Source organism: Sorangium sp. So ce394, assembly GCF_051474665.1.
Classification (GTDB): Bacteria; Myxococcota_A; Polyangia; order Polyangiales; family Polyangiaceae; genus Sorangium; species Sorangium cellulosum_D.
Map to the genome: position 1 here is coordinate 3096717 of NZ_CP150339.1, position 16130 is coordinate 3112846.

General features: G+C 74.1%; 13 protein-coding genes. 4 read left to right on the forward strand and 9 right to left on the reverse strand.

What is annotated here, in order from left to right:
- Positions 1-29 precede the first annotated feature (29 nt).
- Positions 30-3242, reverse strand: a complete 3213-nt coding sequence (locus WMF33_RS11565) for a glycoside hydrolase family 97 catalytic domain-containing protein (RefSeq protein WP_437337183.1) — start codon at positions 3240-3242, stop codon at positions 30-32.
- 3 nt (positions 3243-3245) lie between these two features.
- Between WMF33_RS11565 and WMF33_RS11570 the strand changes: the two genes are divergently transcribed.
- Positions 3246-3833 (forward strand): hypothetical protein, encoded by a 588-nt coding sequence (locus WMF33_RS11570; RefSeq protein ID WP_437337184.1) that lies wholly within the window; start codon positions 3246-3248, stop codon positions 3831-3833.
- A 283-nt stretch (positions 3834-4116) separates the two neighbouring features.
- On the forward strand, positions 4117-5190 hold the full coding sequence (gene fbaA / locus WMF33_RS11575) for a class II fructose-bisphosphate aldolase (RefSeq protein ID WP_020734307.1): 1074 nt from the start codon (positions 4117-4119) through the stop codon (positions 5188-5190).
- A gap of 195 nt (positions 5191-5385) precedes the next feature.
- On the opposite strand, the gene WMF33_RS11580 is transcribed toward fbaA, so the two are convergent.
- A complete protein-coding gene (locus WMF33_RS11580) occupies positions 5386-5799 on the reverse strand; it encodes a hypothetical protein (protein WP_437337185.1) in 414 nt (137 codons plus the stop codon).
- A 116-nt stretch (positions 5800-5915) separates the two neighbouring features.
- Positions 5916-6299 carry a hypothetical protein gene (locus WMF33_RS11585; protein WP_437337186.1) on the reverse strand — a complete coding sequence of 128 codons (384 nt, stop codon included), beginning with the start codon at positions 6297-6299 and terminating at the stop codon, positions 5916-5918.
- A 341-nt stretch (positions 6300-6640) separates the two neighbouring features.
- On the opposite strand from WMF33_RS11585, the gene WMF33_RS11590 reads away from it, so the two are divergent.
- Positions 6641-6862, forward strand: coding sequence for a hypothetical protein (locus WMF33_RS11590; RefSeq protein ID WP_061628637.1), 222 nt, complete (start codon positions 6641-6643; stop codon positions 6860-6862).
- Here WMF33_RS11590 and WMF33_RS11595 read toward each other — a convergent pair.
- The 5 genes from WMF33_RS11595 to WMF33_RS11615 form a co-directional block, all read right to left on the reverse strand.
- Positions 6814-7791 carry an HTTM domain-containing protein gene (locus tag WMF33_RS11595; protein WP_437337187.1) on the reverse strand — a complete coding sequence of 326 codons (978 nt, stop codon included), beginning with the start codon at positions 7789-7791 and terminating at the stop codon, positions 6814-6816. The two genes, WMF33_RS11590 and WMF33_RS11595, sit on opposite strands and share 49 nt — an antisense overlap.
- Positions 7788-8288 (reverse strand): hypothetical protein, encoded by a 501-nt coding sequence (locus WMF33_RS11600; protein WP_437337188.1) that lies wholly within the window; start codon positions 8286-8288, stop codon positions 7788-7790. The genes WMF33_RS11595 and WMF33_RS11600 overlap by 4 nt, the downstream gene beginning before the upstream one ends.
- Positions 8289-8353: 65 nt before the next feature.
- Positions 8354-10837, reverse strand: coding sequence for a hypothetical protein (locus WMF33_RS11605; RefSeq protein WP_437337189.1), 2484 nt, complete (start codon positions 10835-10837; stop codon positions 8354-8356).
- A gap of 78 nt (positions 10838-10915) precedes the next feature.
- Complete coding sequence (bla, locus tag WMF33_RS11610; RefSeq protein ID WP_437337190.1) at positions 10916-11902, reverse strand: class A beta-lactamase; 987 nt, start codon at positions 11900-11902, stop codon at positions 10916-10918.
- A 99-nt stretch (positions 11903-12001) separates the two neighbouring features.
- Positions 12002-13300, reverse strand: coding sequence for a trypsin-like serine peptidase (locus tag WMF33_RS11615; RefSeq protein ID WP_437337191.1), 1299 nt, complete (start codon positions 13298-13300; stop codon positions 12002-12004).
- Between the two features lie 431 nt (positions 13301-13731).
- On the opposite strand from WMF33_RS11615, the gene WMF33_RS11620 reads away from it, so the two are divergent.
- Positions 13732-15498 (forward strand): hypothetical protein, encoded by a 1767-nt coding sequence (locus WMF33_RS11620; RefSeq protein ID WP_437337192.1) that lies wholly within the window; start codon positions 13732-13734, stop codon positions 15496-15498.
- Positions 15499-15508: 10 nt separating this feature from the next.
- On the opposite strand, the gene WMF33_RS11625 is transcribed toward WMF33_RS11620, so the two are convergent.
- A complete protein-coding gene (locus tag WMF33_RS11625) occupies positions 15509-16078 on the reverse strand; it encodes a hypothetical protein (protein WP_437337193.1) in 570 nt (189 codons plus the stop codon).
- Positions 16079-16130 lie beyond the last annotated feature (52 nt).

Genomic DNA, 16130 nt, shown 5'->3' on the forward strand with positions numbered 1-16130 from the left:
GGCGCGGCGAGGGCGGCTCGCCGCGGGGGCTATTCTACCGTGAAGCCGAAGGCGTACGGCGCCTGCATCGGCACGCCGTCCACGCCGAGCGCGCTCCTCACGTCGGAGACCACCACCTCGTAGGCGCCCGGCGCGAGCGGCTCGGCCGGCGTGAAGACCAGGCGGCCCGGCGCGGCCTCGACCACCGCGCCCGCGACCGGCTCGCCGTCGCGCGCCACCTGCACCGACCCCTCGTAGCCGCCCGCGCCCTGCGGATCGATGTCGCGCGAGAAGCCGACCTCGATCGCGGGCGCCGCCGCGACGACGTCGCCGTCGGCGGGCGCCGTGCCGGACACGAGCGGATCCCGCCAGAAGCGGACCCCCTTGTCGATGTCGGGGAGCGCGCCGTCGTCCCACGCCGTGGAGGTGTTGTCGACGACCTGGGGGCCGCCGCCGAGCGGGATCGACACGGCGCGGTTCGTGACCCCGGTGATGCGCCCCCACCACTCCACGCGATCCCAGGTGCCGCGCGCGTACTTGTACTGGAGCTCGGTCCCCTCGGGGATCTCGACCGTGGTCTCCCAGATCCCGCCGCCCACGCGCGTCATCGGCACGAGGCCCGGGTTCCACGGGCCGAGCGCGTCGATGCTGCCGGGCACGTAGACCGTGTCCAGGGCGGGCGTCTCCGGCGGGGCCCAGACGCGGAACGTGACGGCCACCGGGCGGGGCGTCGCCGCCTGCACGATCTCGTTCGACGCCGGCGACTCGGCGCCGTCCGCGTGCACGGCGCGGACGATGTAGAAGTAGGTCTGGTCGGCGGTCAGCCCCGCGTCCGTGAACGTCGTGAGCGCGCCGTCCACCTCGGCGTGCGGGGTGTCGCCGTAGAGCCCGCCGGGCAGGTGCCGGTAGACGCGGTACGCCACCGCCCCGGGCACGGCCCCCCAGGCCAGGTCGATCGAGGCGGCGCTCGCGCCCGTGACGCGCAGGTCTTCCGGCGCCGGGGGCGCCTCGTCCCGCGGGATCACCGTCACGGTCACGGGCGCGGCGTCGCCCACGGCCACGCTGACCGGCCCGCGCCCGGAGAGCCGGATCTCGAAGGCGACCGTCGCCGTCGCGTCGGCGTTGATCCGGAGGAAGCGCGCGTCGGCCGGCGCGCCGCCCACGATGAGGCCGACCGTCTCGCCGCCGACGAGGTTGCCCAGGTTGGTCACCTCGGCGGTCACCGCGACGACGTCGCCCTCCACGGCCACCGCCGGCAGCGCCACGTCCTCGACCGCGTAGCGCGGCTCCCGGTAGTCCTCGAGGCTCGCCGTGTCCTCGGCGGTCGCCGGGCGGAGGCGGACCGCCTGGCCGCCGCCGGCCTCCATCGCCGCGACGAGCGTGTCGCCGGGCCTGACCAGGAACCGGCTGCGGGCGACCAGGTTCGGGCGCGCGTCGTAGTCGGCCTCGGCGTCGTCCGTGTACGTCTCGGCGACGAACGCCCCCTCACCGAGGAAGTCGAGCGGGATCCGGAGCGCGCGCGGGGTGCTGTCCGTGCCGCTCCCGAGGTACCAGTCCCCCCCGCTCCGGCGCGCGACGGTCGTGTGCTCGCCGATCGCGGCGTTCAGCACGCGGGTCTCGTCCCAGGTCACCGGGACCTGCGAGAGGAAGGCGAGCTCGGGCTGCCCCTCGTAGTGCTCGGGGACGTCGGTCACCATCTGGAGCCCGCTGAGCAGGATGACGTAGAGGGCGAGCTGGTGCGCGCGCGTCGTGTGCACCCGGGCGGGCGGGTTCCCGGCGAAGGGGCTCTCGGGGATCTTCTCCGGCGCCCAGAGGACGTCGAAGATGCCAGGGTTGTAGTCGACCGGGCCCCCGAGCATGCGGGTGAAGGGCACGGTCAGCGTGTGCGAGGCGGGGTTGCCGTCGCTCCAGGCCTCGTACTCCATGCCGCGCACCCCCTCGCGGGTCATGAAGTTGGGATACGTGCGCTCCTCCCCGGTCGGCTTGATGGGCTCGTGCGCGTCGACCATGATCTTGTGGTCCGCGGCCCGCCTCGCCACCTCGGCGTAATGGTTCACCATCCGCTGGCTGTAGTGGTGATAGCCCGGGATGCTCCCGACGTATCCTGTCTTGACGGCGTGGATGCCGAGCGACTCGTAGAGCCCGAACGCGTCGTCCAGCTGGGCCTCGAAGCCGTCGACGTTGGCGCCGGTCTCCATGTGCGCGACGAAGCCGACCCCGCGCGCCGCCCCGTACGCGACGACCTCCTCGAGGTCGAAGCGGTCGTTCGACGCGGTGTAATCCATGTCGGTCCAGCTGCCGTCCCAGCCCCGGTTCCAGCCCTCGGCGAGGACGTACGAGATGCCGTGATAGCCCGCGAAGTCCATGTAGCGCTGCGTGTTCTCGGTCGTGGCGCCGACGTGCTCGCCCGGCTCCCAGGTCGACAGGCCCTTGTGGATCTCCCACCAGACGCCCATGTACTTGCCTGGCCGCAGCCACGACAGGTCGCCGTCGCAGATCGCGCACGGATCGTTGAGGTTGAGGATCAGGTGCGACTCCAGGAGGCGCCCGGCGCCGGTGCCGATGGTCAGGGTGCGCCACGGCGTCTCGAAGGGCAGCGTGATCCGCGCCTTGACGGCGGAGCTCTCCGCGCCGCTCTGCGCCGGCACGAGCGCGCTCCGGAACGCGTGGGGGGCGCCCGGGAGCGCCTCCAGGGTCATGGCGGCGTAATCGTCGAGATCGGCCTCGTGCAAGGCCACGTAGAGGTCCTCCGCCAGCTGGACCGTCAAGGGCGTATTGGCGTTCTCGACGGCGCTGAGCGCGCCGCGGTTGTACAGCGACTCGTCGCCCTCGAAGTCCGCGCGCGTCCACCAGGCGGTGCCGTCCGAGGCGAAGCGAAACTCGGTGTCCTCGGAGGTGACGGCGAGCTCGCCGAGGCCCTCCTGCGCGGGGATGACGTACCGGAGGCCCAGCCCGTCGTCGAAGACGCGGAACACGATGTCGAGGCGCGGCGCCGGCGCGCTCGACGCCAGGTGGACCGTGAGCTCGTTGTAATGCTCACGAACCTCGGAGGCGGCGCCCCACACCGGATTCCATGTCGAGTCCACGGTCCGCCGATCCGCGCCGGTGACGCGCGCGCCGCGGCCGAGCGGCCCGAGATCGCCGAAGGCGAGGCCGAGCGCGGAGTCGGCGAGGATGGCCCTGCCCGCGCGCTCGACCGAATAGACGGGGACCCCGCCCTGAACGTCGAACGTCACGACGATCTCGCCGCCGGGAGACGTCACCCGATGCTCGTCGCCCGGCTCCCCGCCGCCCGCGCCACCGAGACCGCCGCTGCCACCGAGACCGCCGCTGCCACCGAGGCCGCCGCTGCCACCGAGGCCGCCGCTGCCACCGAGACCACCGCTGCCACCGAGACCGCCGCTGCCACCCGCACCGCCGGCGCCGCCGAGGCCACCGCTGCCACCAAGGCCGCCTTGGCCGCCCGAGCCGCCGCTGCCGCCGAGGCCACCGCTGCCACCGAGGCCGCCTTCGCCGCCCCGGCCGCCGCTGCCCGCCTGGCCGCCGCCAATGCCACCCTCGCCGCCAAGGCCGCCGTTGCCTCCCTGGCCGCCGCCAAAGCCACCATCGCCGCCGAGACCGCCTCCACCGGCGCTCTGCCCGCCGCCGGTGCCGCTGGGTTGATTGTGCTCGTCATCACCGCAGCCGGCCGCCAGGGGGACGAGCGACGCAACCAGGCCGAGCCAGGCGACCCGAGTGCGAATCCTTTTCGCGATCGTTGCGCATTCGATGGTCATGGGCGTGCGTCCGGCATGGCCCACCTCCCCGGCGGCGTCAATCGCGAGCCGTCCCCTGGGTCGATGGTAACCTATTGAAATTGAAAGATTTTTCTCGGCAAGGGACCGGGCGGTGGCCACGAGCGCCGGTCGCGCTTGACATCTCAGGAAGATTTCGAAGCCGCTTCGTCCCTCGCCGTCGCCGCGGTGACGCAACGCTCCTCGTCCGCGCGCTGCCGCACGGGAGAATCCGCTTGCTCCCGGGGCTTCGGCGATGGTACCGGGACGCGCCCGCCCTGGGGATCCGATCCACCCTTCCGCTTTCCGCCCTCGCGTTGCATGCTCAGCGCAACCCGAGCAAGGAACAAGGATTCAAGGTGCCATGTCCAAGATGAAGCTCAAGCCCGGCGTGATCACTGGTTCCGCTCTTCAGGAGCTGTTCGAGTACATGAAGAGCGTCGAGTGCGCGCTGCCGGCCGTGAACGTGATCGGCTCGCACAGCACGGTCGCCGCGCTCCAGGCGGCACGGGAGGCCAAGAGCCCCGTCATCATCCAGTTCTCGAACGGCGGCGCCCACTTCTTCGCCGGCAAGTTCCTGGACAACAAGGGCGAGAAGGCCGCCATCGCGGGCGCGATCGCGGGCGCCCACTACGTGCGGAACCTGGCCGAGGCCTACGGCGTGCCCGTCGTCCTGCACACGGACCACGCCGCGAAGAAGCTCCTCCCGTGGGTCGACGGCATGCTCGAGCACGGCAAGAAGTTCTTCGAGAAGAACGGAGAGCCCCTGTTCTCCTCGCACATGCTCGACCTCTCCGAGGAGCCGCTCCACGAGAACCTCGAGATCTGCCAGAAGTACCTGCGGCAGATGGCCGCCATCAAGATGACCCTCGAGATCGAGCTCGGCGTCACGGGCGGCGAGGAGGACGGCGTCGACAACAGCGGCATCGACAACGCCAAGCTGTACACCCAGCCGGCCGAGGTCCTCGCGGCCTACGACGCGCTGAAGCCGATCGGCAACTTCACGGTCGCCGCGTCGTTCGGCAACACGCACGGCGTCTACAAGCCGGGCAACGTGCAGCTCCGGCCGCCCATCCTGAAGAACTCCCAGGACGCGATCCAGAAGGAGCGCAAGACGGGCGCGAAGCCGGTCGACTTCGTGTTCCACGGCGGCTCCGGCTCGTCGCCCGAGGAGATCCGCGAGGCGGTGTCCTACGGTGTCATCAAGATGAACATCGACACGGACACGCAGTGGGCCTTCACGCAGCCCATCAAGAAGTACATGGATGACAAGGGTGCTTACCTGAAGTCGCAGCTCGGCAACCCCGAGGGCGAGGACAAGCCCAACAAGAAGTACATCGACCCGCGCGGCTGGCTCCACCTCGGCGAGAAGGGCCTGGCCGCGCGCCTCGTCGAGGCGTTCAAGGACCTGAACTCGTTCGACAAGTTCGAGTTCTGATCCGCGGCAGCGAGGGGCCCCGCCCGCCCGGGCGGGGCCCGCGCCGCCCGGGCCCCCGGCGGATCGCCGGGCGACGAGCCCCGGCGAGGCGGGACTGCAACCAAGTCTTTTGTCGCGCGCCGGGGTCGGCGCGACCTCAGCGTGCGCGTCGCGGGAGAGCGCTTGTTCCGGCGGCGCTGCCGCTCCTCTGCGGGCTCAGGAGGGCGACGGGTGCGCCTCGCGCAGCGAGCGGACGGCTCCGGCGGCCGCGGTGCGGCGGCGGGGCAGCCGGGAGAGCGGCAGGCCGAAGAGGCCGAGGGCGGTGAGCTCGATCCCGAGGACGGGGAGGAAGGACGACCCCGCGAGCTCGCTGGTGATGACCTGAACGAGGACGAGCGGGGCCGCGATCCAGAGGAGCGCTGTCCGGTACGGGATGCCGTGCAGCAACGCGAGCAGCACGCCGACGATCCCGGCGGTCAGGCACCCGTCGGCGCCGGGGAGCAGCGCCAGCGCGCTCGGGGTGCGCAGGGCGGCGCGGATCCACAGGAGGGCGCCGCTCCCGAGGAGGAGGAGCGCGATCGGCAGATTGCCAGAGGAGCGGGTCGTGGTCGTCTGGGTCTGGAAAGCCATGATCCCCGGCCGAGAGCACGCCATGTGCCCACGACGGCTCCCCGGCGAGGACGGCTGCCCGCGCGCGGGGAGATGCACGGATTGCGCGTCGGCGCATGCCGTGCGCGTCGGTGGCGTCAGGGCGCCGGAGGGCTGGGCGGGTCGCCGGGGTCGCCAACGTCGGCGCGCGCGCCGCTGCGCGCCGGATCGACGGGTGAGGGGCCGCTGCGCGCGGGATCGACGGGCGAGAGGCGGATGCCCAGATTGAGGAGCTTCACGCAGTCCTGATCGCACGCGGGCTGCCCGCCGGGTAACCGCGAGCACCGCGCGACCTCGACGAGCTCCCCCGAGCGCCCGTCGGCGATCATCCGACACCGCACCGGGGTGCCGGTCCGCGGGCAGACGAGGGTGACGTCCGAGGCGCGGTAATGGCGCCGGGCGAGCAGGCGTCTCGTCGCGACGACCACCGCCCCAACGCCGCCGGCTGCCGTCAGCAGCTCGATCAGCCAGTCTGCTGCCATCGTGACCCCTCCGAACGCTGCGTGTACGACGCAGCAATCGGCACGCCATCGGGAGCGCCGGCGTGAGCACCCCGGCGCGGCGAGCAGCGCTCGTCGCCGATGCACGCCGTGCGCCCTCCAGCGCAGGGCGTGCGCCACGGCGCGAGCACCGAGCCGCTCGGCCCGCCGGCTGCGCACCCGCGGGTCGGAGGAGCGGGGCGGAGGGGCGCGGGATCCGCGGCAGGAGGCGCGATCGGATACGGTCCGGACGGCTCGTCGCGCCCGTGCCGCGGCGCGCCCTCGCGCGGCTCGTCGATTGCAAAACCCCCTTCATCGGCCGAGGGCCGCGGGAGGAGGGCACGATGACCTGTCGTCTGGATGCACCGGAGAAGCTGGCGTGGCTCGAGATCGAGGGGGGCGGCGTGGCGCCACAACAGGTGCGCTGCCCGCGGCGAGAGGAGACCATCGACGTGCGGGCGTGCCTGGCGTGCGAGCGCTATGCGACGCTCGCGATCCATCCGAGCGGGAAGAAGATCTATGTCGTGTGCGAGCCGCTCGACGACGCGCCGGACGAACGCGCGTAGCGGCGCGAGGGGCCGACTCCCGTCGAGGCGCGGCGCGGGCGCCTCAGATCGCGCATCTTCTCCAGCTCGAAGAACCCCGCGAACGCGATCCCGAGCAGCGGATAGGGGAACAGGATCGCCATGGTCAGCAGCACGCCGAGGTGGAAGAGCCACGCGGCGCCGCAGAAGACGACCGCGATGCGCCGGCTGAACAGGGCGAGCGGCGCGCCGAGCTCCATCGCCAGGCTCGCGAGCGCGAGCGGCGGGAACAGGAACCGGTAGCGGACCAGCGCGCCGCCGAGCGGAGAGTGCGTGTCGCCGAGCGCGATCTTGCGCACGTTGTCGTAAGCGACGTAGTTGCGGAGGATGTCGCTGAACGCCCAGTCGAGGCCGCTGTTCCGGAGCTTGGTCACCGCCGCGATGAAGTACGAAGCCACCGTGATCGCGCAGAACAGCCGGATCGGCCAGCCATAACGGCCGTCCGGCGCCGGCGGGGCGGCGCCCGCGCGCCGCGCGGCCCGCGCGTCGAGCGAGAAGGCGTCGGCCGACGCCCCGAGGCTCAGCGCGATGACGTGGAGCACGAGCAGGTTCTCGGTGTGGAACACCATGCCCCAGGAGTTCCGGTAGGTCAGGACCCAGAGCAGCAGTGCGCCGAAGAGCGGGCCGGCGACGCGGAACCGGTAGCCGGCCACGAAGGCCGCGCCGGCCGCGATCGCCGCGCCGATGAGGCCCCGCACCGCCCAGAGGGGGAGCGGCGCGGACAGCGCCGACACCACGCCGATTGGCCTGAAGCTCTCCGGCGGCAGGTGGCCCACCCGCTGGAGGTGCACCGCGCGGACGCAGAGGTACACGAGGGCGAAGGCGCCGACGAGGAGCCGCAGGAGCGCGAGCCGCTCGGCGGGCGCCTCGGCGAAGAAGCCGCGGTCGAGCCGGTCGAGGAGCCGCCTCATCGCGCGCCCACCTTGCAGGTCGCGTGGAGCTTCGAGTCGACCGGGGTCTCGTGCCCGTCGAAGAACGCCACGGCGTCGAAGGTGTCGGTCCGGATCTCGACCTTGACGACGTCGGCGTACCGATCGTCCTCCGCGACGCGCGCCGCGACGCCGCGGCACAGGGCGCGCGCCGCGCGGGCGCCCTGGCGGATGCTCTGCGCCAGCGTGGCCTTGGCCTGCAGCACCTCCTCGCTGCCCACGAGGCGCGGCGGGATCGGCCGCCGCTCGCCCCGGGAGTCCACGCCGACGGCGCGCTCCACCGTGGTGCGCGCGTCGTGGCGACCCCACGAGAACATCGGGTAGGTCGACAGCGGGAAGCTGTCGACCGGAGGCCGGCGGAACAGCGGGGCGAGCATGAGGAGCATGAGCCCCGCGGTCACGCCGTACGCGTAGCCCTTGCGATCGACCAGCCGCGGGCCGCCGCCCACGGCCGCGCTCGCCGCGGGGGCACCGGCCACGGCCGCGCTCGCGTCATGACCGCCCGCGCCCGCGCGTCCGGCTCCCTCGCCGCCGGCGCCCGCGCTCACAGCGGCCCCGCCGCCGGCGCGCTCCACCCCGGCACGAGCCCCAGCATCCGGCCCCCATGGCCGAGCGCGGCCCAGGCGTGCTGCACGTAGTCGATGCGGATCCGGGGAGACGCCATGCTCTCGCTGAAGCCCCCCTCGACGATCACGTCGCGGCTGCAGGCGAAGCACGTCGCCGGCGACCACTGCTGCCGCACCAGGAACCCGAGCACCCGCTCCATGAGCGCCCGCTCCCGCGCGAGATCCTCGCCGCGCGCCGCCTTCACCGCCATCGCCCCGGCCAGCGCCTCGCCGAACCCGGCCGTCGACGTGTTGTGCGGCGGCAGCACGTTGCCGAACCCGTACCCGCCCACGAGATCGGGCGCCACGCCGCTGTCCTCGTCGAGCACGAGCCGCGACTTGAACGCCACGTAGTCGAGGCAGAACCGCTCGTAGTCGTCCCGGCGGTGGTGGCCGAGCGCCGCGCGCGCCGCGAGGCAGTGCCAGTTCTCTTCCATGTACACGAAATCGCTGGCGAAATGGTCCCAGTAGCGGTTCGCGTAGTAGTCCATGGCCCGGTCGACGGCGGCGCGCACCTCGGCCGCGGGCGGGAGCTCGGGCCGCGGCTCGCGGGCGCTGAGCGCCTCGAGCAGCGTGAGCGCGAGGACCGACTGGCCGCCCTCGTAGAGCTGCGTCGGGCCCAGGATCGGCGCGACGCGCGCGAGGTCGAGCTGCGGCGCGAAGCCGCCGTCGTCCCGCTGCGTCGCGAGCACCATGCGGGCGAGCCGCCCGATGAGCGCGTCGTGCGCATCGCCGACGACGTCGCGGCACGACAGGAACGCGACGAGGCTGAGCGCCGTGGGGTTGAGGCTCGCGACCATTCCGGGGCTGTCCGCCGGGTAGAAGAGCGCGCCGACGGCGCCGCCCTCGCCGCCCTTGCGCTCCAGCTTCGCGAGCAGCCCGAGCGAGCGCTGCACCACCTTCCTGAGCTCCGGCCGCGCCGGCGCGCCGCCGTCGCCGCCCCCGAGCTCGCACAGGGCGAGGGTGGTGCCGGCCTGGCGCGCGATCGAGAACCCGTCGAACGAGGCGCGCCCGGTGAACGGGTCGACGATGTAGCGGAACATCCCGTCCTTCCGCTGGGCGCCGAGGATGTAGCGCTGGGCCGCGGCCGCCGCCCGCTGGGCGGTCGCCTCGGTGAGCGGGACCGACGGCTCGCCGATCCGGGAGAGGAGGTGGAGCGCGCCCTCGGCGTCGACCGCGTAGCTCAGCGTCTCGATCCGCGCGAGGCCGCGGCGCAGCGCGGCGTCGTCGGGGCCCACGGGGCCGCCGCCGGGCGGCTCGCGCTCGCCGAGGGCGCGGCGCAGGACGGCGAGGTCCACGCCGAAGCGGAAGTCGGGGACGCCGGCGAGCGGCGCGTTCGTGTTGAAGGCGTCGGTCGCGATGAGCTGCCACGGCATGAGGCACCGCTCCGCGAGGCAGAGGCCGTCGAGCCCGGGGCGGAGCGCGAGGCCGACGAGGCCCGGCCCCGGCGACGCGAGCGGCTGCACGGCCGAGACCACGTCGATCTTGAGGGGGCCGCGCAGCGCCTCGGCGAGCGCGCCGCGCAGCGCCGCCGCGAGGTCGTCGCCGGGCGCGGGCTGGAGGCAGCGGGTGGCGGCGGTGGCGCGCTGGGGGTCCTCCGCGCGGGCGAGGTGGGTGACGACGAGCGTGGGCCGGCCGGGCTCCGGGGGCGCGGGGCACGCGGCCGGCGCCGTGGTCATGAGCGACGGCGCCTTGGCCGGCGGCGCGGGCAGCGCGTCGAAGGACGAGAGCGCCTCGCGCAGCGCCGCCCCGGTGCGCGACGGCGCGCCGCCCGGCACGGGCAGGACGTCGGCCTTGGCGACCCGGTGGCGGAAGAGCAGCGCGATCGCGGCGAGGAGCGCCAGCGCGGCGAGCGCGGCGAGCGCGGGCGTGGGCCGGCGCTCCGGGCGGAGCAGGCGGAGGCCGCCGGTCGAGGCGACGCCCCAGCAGGCGAACGGCAGCGTGAGGAGCGCGACGACCGCCCAGACCGCGAGCAGCGCCGCGGCGATGCCGGTGCCGAGGCCGCGGTTCAGCGAGGCGACGTAGACGGCCGAGGAGAGGAGCCCGTAGCTCAGGAAGGCGAGGTAGCCGAGCGAGGCGAAGGACGTCGCGCGGAAGGCGCGCGGCGCGAGGGGGTGGGGGAGGAGCGAGAGCGCGGCGGTCGCGGCGTGGAGCAGCGCGAGCGCGGCGGTGGCCACGGCGAAGAGCGTCCACGGCCGGAAGGGGAGGGAGAGCGCGGCCCAGGCGAAGACGGGGGCGTGGAGGGCGCTGAGGAGCCCGACGGCCCAGCGGCGGGGTGGGGAGGGCGCGGGGGCGGCGCCGCGGTCGGCGGGCGCGGCGCCGCGGTCGGCGGGCGCGGCGGCGTCCGCGATGGGGGCGGCCGGGGGGGCGCTGTCGTGGAGCGGCTCCGAGGGCGCGGAGGGGTCGGTGTCGGGCGCCTGCATGGTGCGGCGACGCTTATCACGACGTCCGGCGCGCACGATCGCCGCCGTGGCTCGACGGCGGCGCAGGGGGGCGCCGGCTCAGCCGAACGCCTCGGCGACGACGCGGGCGACGTCGGCGTGCGCGGCGTTCCGCGCGTCGACGCTCGCCGACGGCGCGTCGACGAAGCACGCGATCACGATCGGCGCGCGCGCCGGGCGCCACGCGACCGCGACGTCGTTCGCGATGCCGTTGCCGGTCCCGGTCTTGTCGCCGACGACCCAGTCCTTCGGCAGGCCCGCCCGGAGGCGGGCGAGGCCGGTGGTCGCCCGGACCATCCACGAGGCGAGGCGCTCGCGCGACACCCGCTGGAGCGCGCGATCGCCGACCAGGATGGCTCGAAGCGTATCGGTCATGGCGTCGGGGGTCGTCGTGTCGCGGGGATCGCCGGGCACGTTCTCGTTGAGGGCGGGCTCGTTGCGGTCGAGGCGCGTCACCTCGTCGCCGAGGCCGCGGACGTAGGCGGTCAGCCCGGCGGGGCCGCCGATCTGCGCGAGGAGCAGGTTGGCGGCCGTGTTGTCGCTGATCTCGACGATGGCGGCGCAGAGGTCCTCGACGCTCAGGCCGCCCTCCGCGAGCCGGGCGCGCGTGACCGGCGCGTGCTCGAGCAGATCGGACGCACGGTAGGTGACGCGCTGATCCAGCCTGAGCTGGCCCTGGTCGGCGCGCGCGAGGACGCACGCCGCGAGGAGCGCCTTGAAGGTGGAGCACATCGCGAAGCGCTCCGCGGCGCGGTGACCGACGCGCGCCCCGGTCGCCGTGTCGAGGGCGGCCACGCCGATGCGGCCGCCGAGCTGCGCCTCGATGCGCGCGAGGGCCGGCGCAGCCTGCGCGCGCGGCCCGGGCGAGGTCGCTGGCGAAGCGGCGGCCTGCGCGCCCGCCGCCGCTGGGGATGGCGCCGCCGGGGCCGCGCTCGAGGCTCCGGCGCCGGCCGGTTGCGGCTGCTGCGCTCCGGCGCAGCCGAGGAGGAGGACGGAGGCGGCTCCACCGAGGAAGCCGCGGCGTGAGGATCGGGGGTGGTCTTGCATGCGGGCTGCCGTACGCCCGAGGAGCGAAGCTCATTCCCGAGCGGAGAGGAAGAGGGCCGGCCTCGGTCCCTTCTTCGATGATCGAGACAGGGGCCCGCCTCAATCCCGCGCGCAGCGGAGGAGCTCGCCCGCGTCCGCGCAGATCTCGGCCATCTCTGTTCCCCCGTTCTGGCAGGTGAACGGATCGACGTCGGCGAGGTGGTGGAGGGCGATCACCTTGCCCGTCTCGCCATGGACGATCGGCGACCCGCTCGAGCCACCTTCGGTGTCGCACGAATAGCCGGTCTGCGATCTCGTGGCCGTGCGGTGGAGGGTCCACTTGGTCGCATCGATATGATAGTAGGTCTGGTCGGTCGTGTCGATCTGGCAGCGGGCGGTCTGCGTCCGATCCCTCCAGTAGCCGACCTTCTTCGGGCTCCCGCCGGGATGTTGAATGACGTTGATCGGCGTGCCGACGCGGGGTGCGCTCGTCGTCGGGGTGAGCTCGCCCCAGGCTGCCTCGGGGCTGCCACGCAGCGCGATCAGCGTGTAATCGAGGCCGCCTGCGGAGCCGGAGCGGTACTTGCTGCTCGTCTTGAGGACGTCGCCGCCGGAGACGCTCGCGGCGCTCGCGGCGCTCGCCAGCGTCGAGCCCCCGCAGGTGGTGTGCTGGTAGCCGAACTGGGCCTCCAGGGTGTTCGCCTCGCTCTGGGTGCTGATGCAGTGGTTGTTGGTGATGAGCGTGCTCTCGTACTTCCCGGCGACCAGCCAGCCCGTGCACAGGAACACGCCCCCGCCGCTGATGAAGACCAGCCGCGCCACGGGTTTCTGCTGGGCGTCGAGCTCCGGGTGACACGCGATGTCCTCGCGACCGTCCGTGGAGCACACCACCTCCGGCGTGCCCCCGAAGGGCCGTAGCGCGAGGGGGGCGCTGCGCGGGTCCGCCTCGTCGGAGCTCACCACGCCCGGGTCGAGCGCGACCGTCCCGTGGGCAATGTCCGCGATCGAGAACCCGTGGCCTCCGCCGCTGTCGCTGTGCAGCTCGACGACCGCCGTTTCGCCCTCGATGGCAAAGGCCCAGACGTCGCCGTCGTCGTTCGGTCCCCGGCCCTCGTACCGGAACGACCGAGAGCCGTCGGGGCTCGAGACCGTGACATAATCGCCCTTCGCGAGCGAAAAGCCGGTGAGGTGCGCGCGCACGAACGCGGCGCCCGGCGACGTGATCGCGTGCTTCCAGCCTCCCACGTACGGGTGGGGCGTCTCGGCCTCGTAAGCGACGACGTCACCCGCCCGCAGCCGCCCCGGCGCTGCCTCGATGTCGTATGCGTCATACGCCCCGTCCGCGCTCGGGTCGTCAACGTTCGCAGCACACCCCGCGACCGCGAGGAGCGACCCCGCGACCAGAAGATTTCTGTTCATTACACCCCCCCTTCGTCCCGGCTCGCTGCATGGATCGGCGCGAGCGAGCGAATCGCATAGGATAGGAGAGGGCGACGAATCCGGCAAACGCGTGGCTGCTGGAGAGGAGGCAGGAACTGGCCATGCGCTCCGAACACAACCCTCGTGGCGGAGGGGGGTGGCCGGATTTGAACGAGCGGCGCTCGCGGGGACGCCGGATACGGAGGTCTACGCCGGGTGCATGGGCAAAGCGCAAGGAGAGCGGCTGTCGTGGCGAATGGTCTCATGACGATGTCGAGCGCCCGAGAGAGGGCGACAGGCGGCTGCGCAAACAGGGTCGCCGGCGGGCGCGACCGGGCGAGCGCGCCGCGCCGGAACGGCCGGGCTCATCGCGGCCGCGCTCCCCGATGCTCGGCCGCGATGCGCGGCGGGCGCCGGTCATCGGATGCGGCATGGATGCGCAGCGCGCAAAGGCGAGGCCCGGCGCCCTCCGCCTGCTCGCAGCGCTGCTCCTCGCAGCGCCCCTCCTCTGGACGAGCTGCGGCCGGCCGTCCGCTCGGGTGCCCGCGGCGCGCCGCGTGGAGCCGCGCGTGCGGGCCGTCCTGGAGGCGCACGTCGCCGCCGCGCGCGCGGGCTCGGTCCCGCTGCTGCTCGTCGCCGACGCCGCGACGAGCGCGCCCGCGAAGGGCCCGCCCGGGGCGACGCCGCCGCCGGAGGCCGTCGTGTCGTCGGGCGTGCCGTTCGCGCCGGGCGCGCTGCGCGACGTCCGCCTCCTCCGCCTGCGCGACGGCCGCGGCGCCCCGGTCCCGCTGCGCGCGAAGCCGCTCGCGGTCTGGCCGCTGGACGGCTCGATCCGCAGCGCGCTCGTCGCGTTCCGGGCCGCGCTCGCGCCGGGCGAGCGCGCGATCTACACGCTGGAGCACGGCGCTCCCCCGCGCCCCGCAAAGGGCGCTCCGCCCGGCGAGCCCCCGGCGGGCGCGCCCCGGCGCCGCGCCAAGGCGAGCTCCCCCGGGCAGCGGGCGGACGCGCCGGGCATCGAGGGCGCCGTGCTCGACGAATCGCTCCTGCCGGACCCGGACGGCCCGATCGCCGCGGTGCTGCCGCCCTCGTGGTACGCGGCGAGCCAGGTGTGCGGGCCGCAGCTCCCCGCCATCGACGACCGCCGCTTCCCCGGCTTCGAGAGCGGCATCGAGGGCGCGCTCGCCCGCATGACGCCCGCCTACGACGCGTACGGGGTCAGCTGCGCGGGCGCGCACCGCACCTACTACGACGGCCCGCACGCGCTCTACCAGCGCTTCCTCCGCAACGGCGACGCCGCCCGCTACCGGCGCGCGCGCGCCGAGGCCGTCTGGTACCGGCAGCACGAGCTCCGGTTCTCGCCCGACCGGCGGCTCGCGGTCCACGTCTGCGAGAAGGAGGACTGGACCCCCGCGGCGCCCCTCTCCTGGCAGGTCCTCCGGCGCATGCTCGGCCAGGGGATGCTCGACGACTACCTGCTCACCGGCGACCCGGCGGCGAAGGAAGCGGTCCTCGCGATGGGCGAGGCGCTCCGGCTGAACCTGCCGGCGCTCACGGGCGGCAAGGAGGACGTGCTGCGCGCGACCGAGCGCAACATGGCCTGGGCGATGATGACGCTGTCGAGCTACTACGCGCTCGACCCGCGGCCGGAGCTCCTCGCGGCGCTGCGCGGCCTCGCGGATCGCACGGTGGCGTGGCAGCGGCAGGGCGCGTCGGGCGCCTTCGAGCACGACATCCACCGGGCCGACCCGTCCGAGTGCGAGCGCGGCCCGCGCGGCGGCTCGCCGTTCATGACCGCGCTGCTCGTCGACGCGCTCATGGATTACCGCGCGCTCACCGGCGACCCGCGGGTCCGCGACGTGGTGGCGCGCGCCGCGGGCTGGCTCGCGGAGCGCGCGATCACCTCGGACCGGCGCGCGCTCCGGTACCTCTGGGGCTGCGAGACCGACGCGTACGACGACAGCGGGACCGCCGACCTCAACCTGCTGATCGTGCCCGTGTTCGGCGCCGCCTACGCGCTGACCGGCGATCCGCGGTGGATCGACGTGGGAGACGCGCTGGCCGACGTCGGCGTGAAGGAGATGTGGGTGAAGCAGCCCAAGCACTGGAACCAGGCGATGCGCGCGTTCGGGCGCTACCTCGGGTACCGGGCGGCGCTCGCCGGCCCGGTGGCGGAAGGGCGGCTGTCCGCCGGCCGCTGAGCGGCGCGCGCTAGCCCGCCGGGCGGAGCCGGAAGGCGCCGCACTCCGGGTGCTCGATGCGCCCGGCGAAGAGCGAGCCGTCGAGCGCGAGATCGCCCTTCATGCTGACGGTGACGTAGTTGGGAGGGCGCTCGAGCCAGGCGCCGGGCGAGAACGTCGCGGTGCGCGTCTCGGGGTCGTAACGGCCGCGCATGAGGTACTTCCCGGACGCGCCGGACGCGGCATGACGGAAGTCGAACACGGCCTTGATCCGGTCGCCCTGGACCTGAAGGATCCGGAACGTCATTTCGGTCGTGCCCTGCGGGCAGTCGTAATCGCCGATCCAGGTGCGCGTCCGCGCGAACGGGTTGTCGCCGCGGGCCTCGTCCGGCACCCAGTCGTCCGCGGCCACCGCGGCTCCGGCCGCCGGGGGCGGATCGTGGATGACGATGTAGACCGTCTCGGCGGGGGGCGGCGGCTCCGGGGCGCGCGGCTCGGCCAGGGTGGGCGCGGGGCCGCAGGCGGCGAGCAGGAGGGCCGCGCAGGGGGCGCGGCGCAGGGCAGAGCGCCGTTCGGGGACAAGGGCGTTCGCGGTACCCATGGGCGGGAGGGTACCACAGGGGCGCGCGGCCGGAGCCAGCGCCGGCGCGCCA

Coding starts and splice junctions, on each gene's coding strand:
- WMF33_RS11595 (WP_437337187.1), bottom strand. CDS start 7,791: ATGAGGCGGCTCCTCGACCGGCTCGACCGCGGCTTCTTCGCCGAGGCG.
- fbaA (WP_020734307.1), top strand. CDS start 4,117: ATGTCCAAGATGAAGCTCAAGCCCGGCGTGATCACTGGTTCCGCTCTT.
- WMF33_RS11625 (WP_437337193.1), bottom strand. CDS start 16,078: ATGGGTACCGCGAACGCCCTTGTCCCCGAACGGCGCTCTGCCCTGCGC.
- WMF33_RS11605 (WP_437337189.1), bottom strand. CDS start 10,837: ATGCAGGCGCCCGACACCGACCCCTCCGCGCCCTCGGAGCCGCTCCAC.
- WMF33_RS11580 (WP_437337185.1), bottom strand. CDS start 5,799: ATGGCTTTCCAGACCCAGACGACCACGACCCGCTCCTCTGGCAATCTG.
- WMF33_RS11615 (WP_437337191.1), bottom strand. CDS start 13,300: ATGAACAGAAATCTTCTGGTCGCGGGGTCGCTCCTCGCGGTCGCGGGG.
- WMF33_RS11620 (WP_437337192.1), top strand. CDS start 13,732: ATGGATGCGCAGCGCGCAAAGGCGAGGCCCGGCGCCCTCCGCCTGCTC.
- WMF33_RS11590 (WP_061628637.1), top strand. CDS start 6,641: ATGACCTGTCGTCTGGATGCACCGGAGAAGCTGGCGTGGCTCGAGATC.
- WMF33_RS11570 (WP_437337184.1), top strand. CDS start 3,246: ATGCTCGTCGCCCGGCTCCCCGCCGCCCGCGCCACCGAGACCGCCGCT.
- WMF33_RS11585 (WP_437337186.1), bottom strand. CDS start 6,299: ATGGCAGCAGACTGGCTGATCGAGCTGCTGACGGCAGCCGGCGGCGTT.
- bla (WP_437337190.1), bottom strand. CDS start 11,902: ATGCAAGACCACCCCCGATCCTCACGCCGCGGCTTCCTCGGTGGAGCC.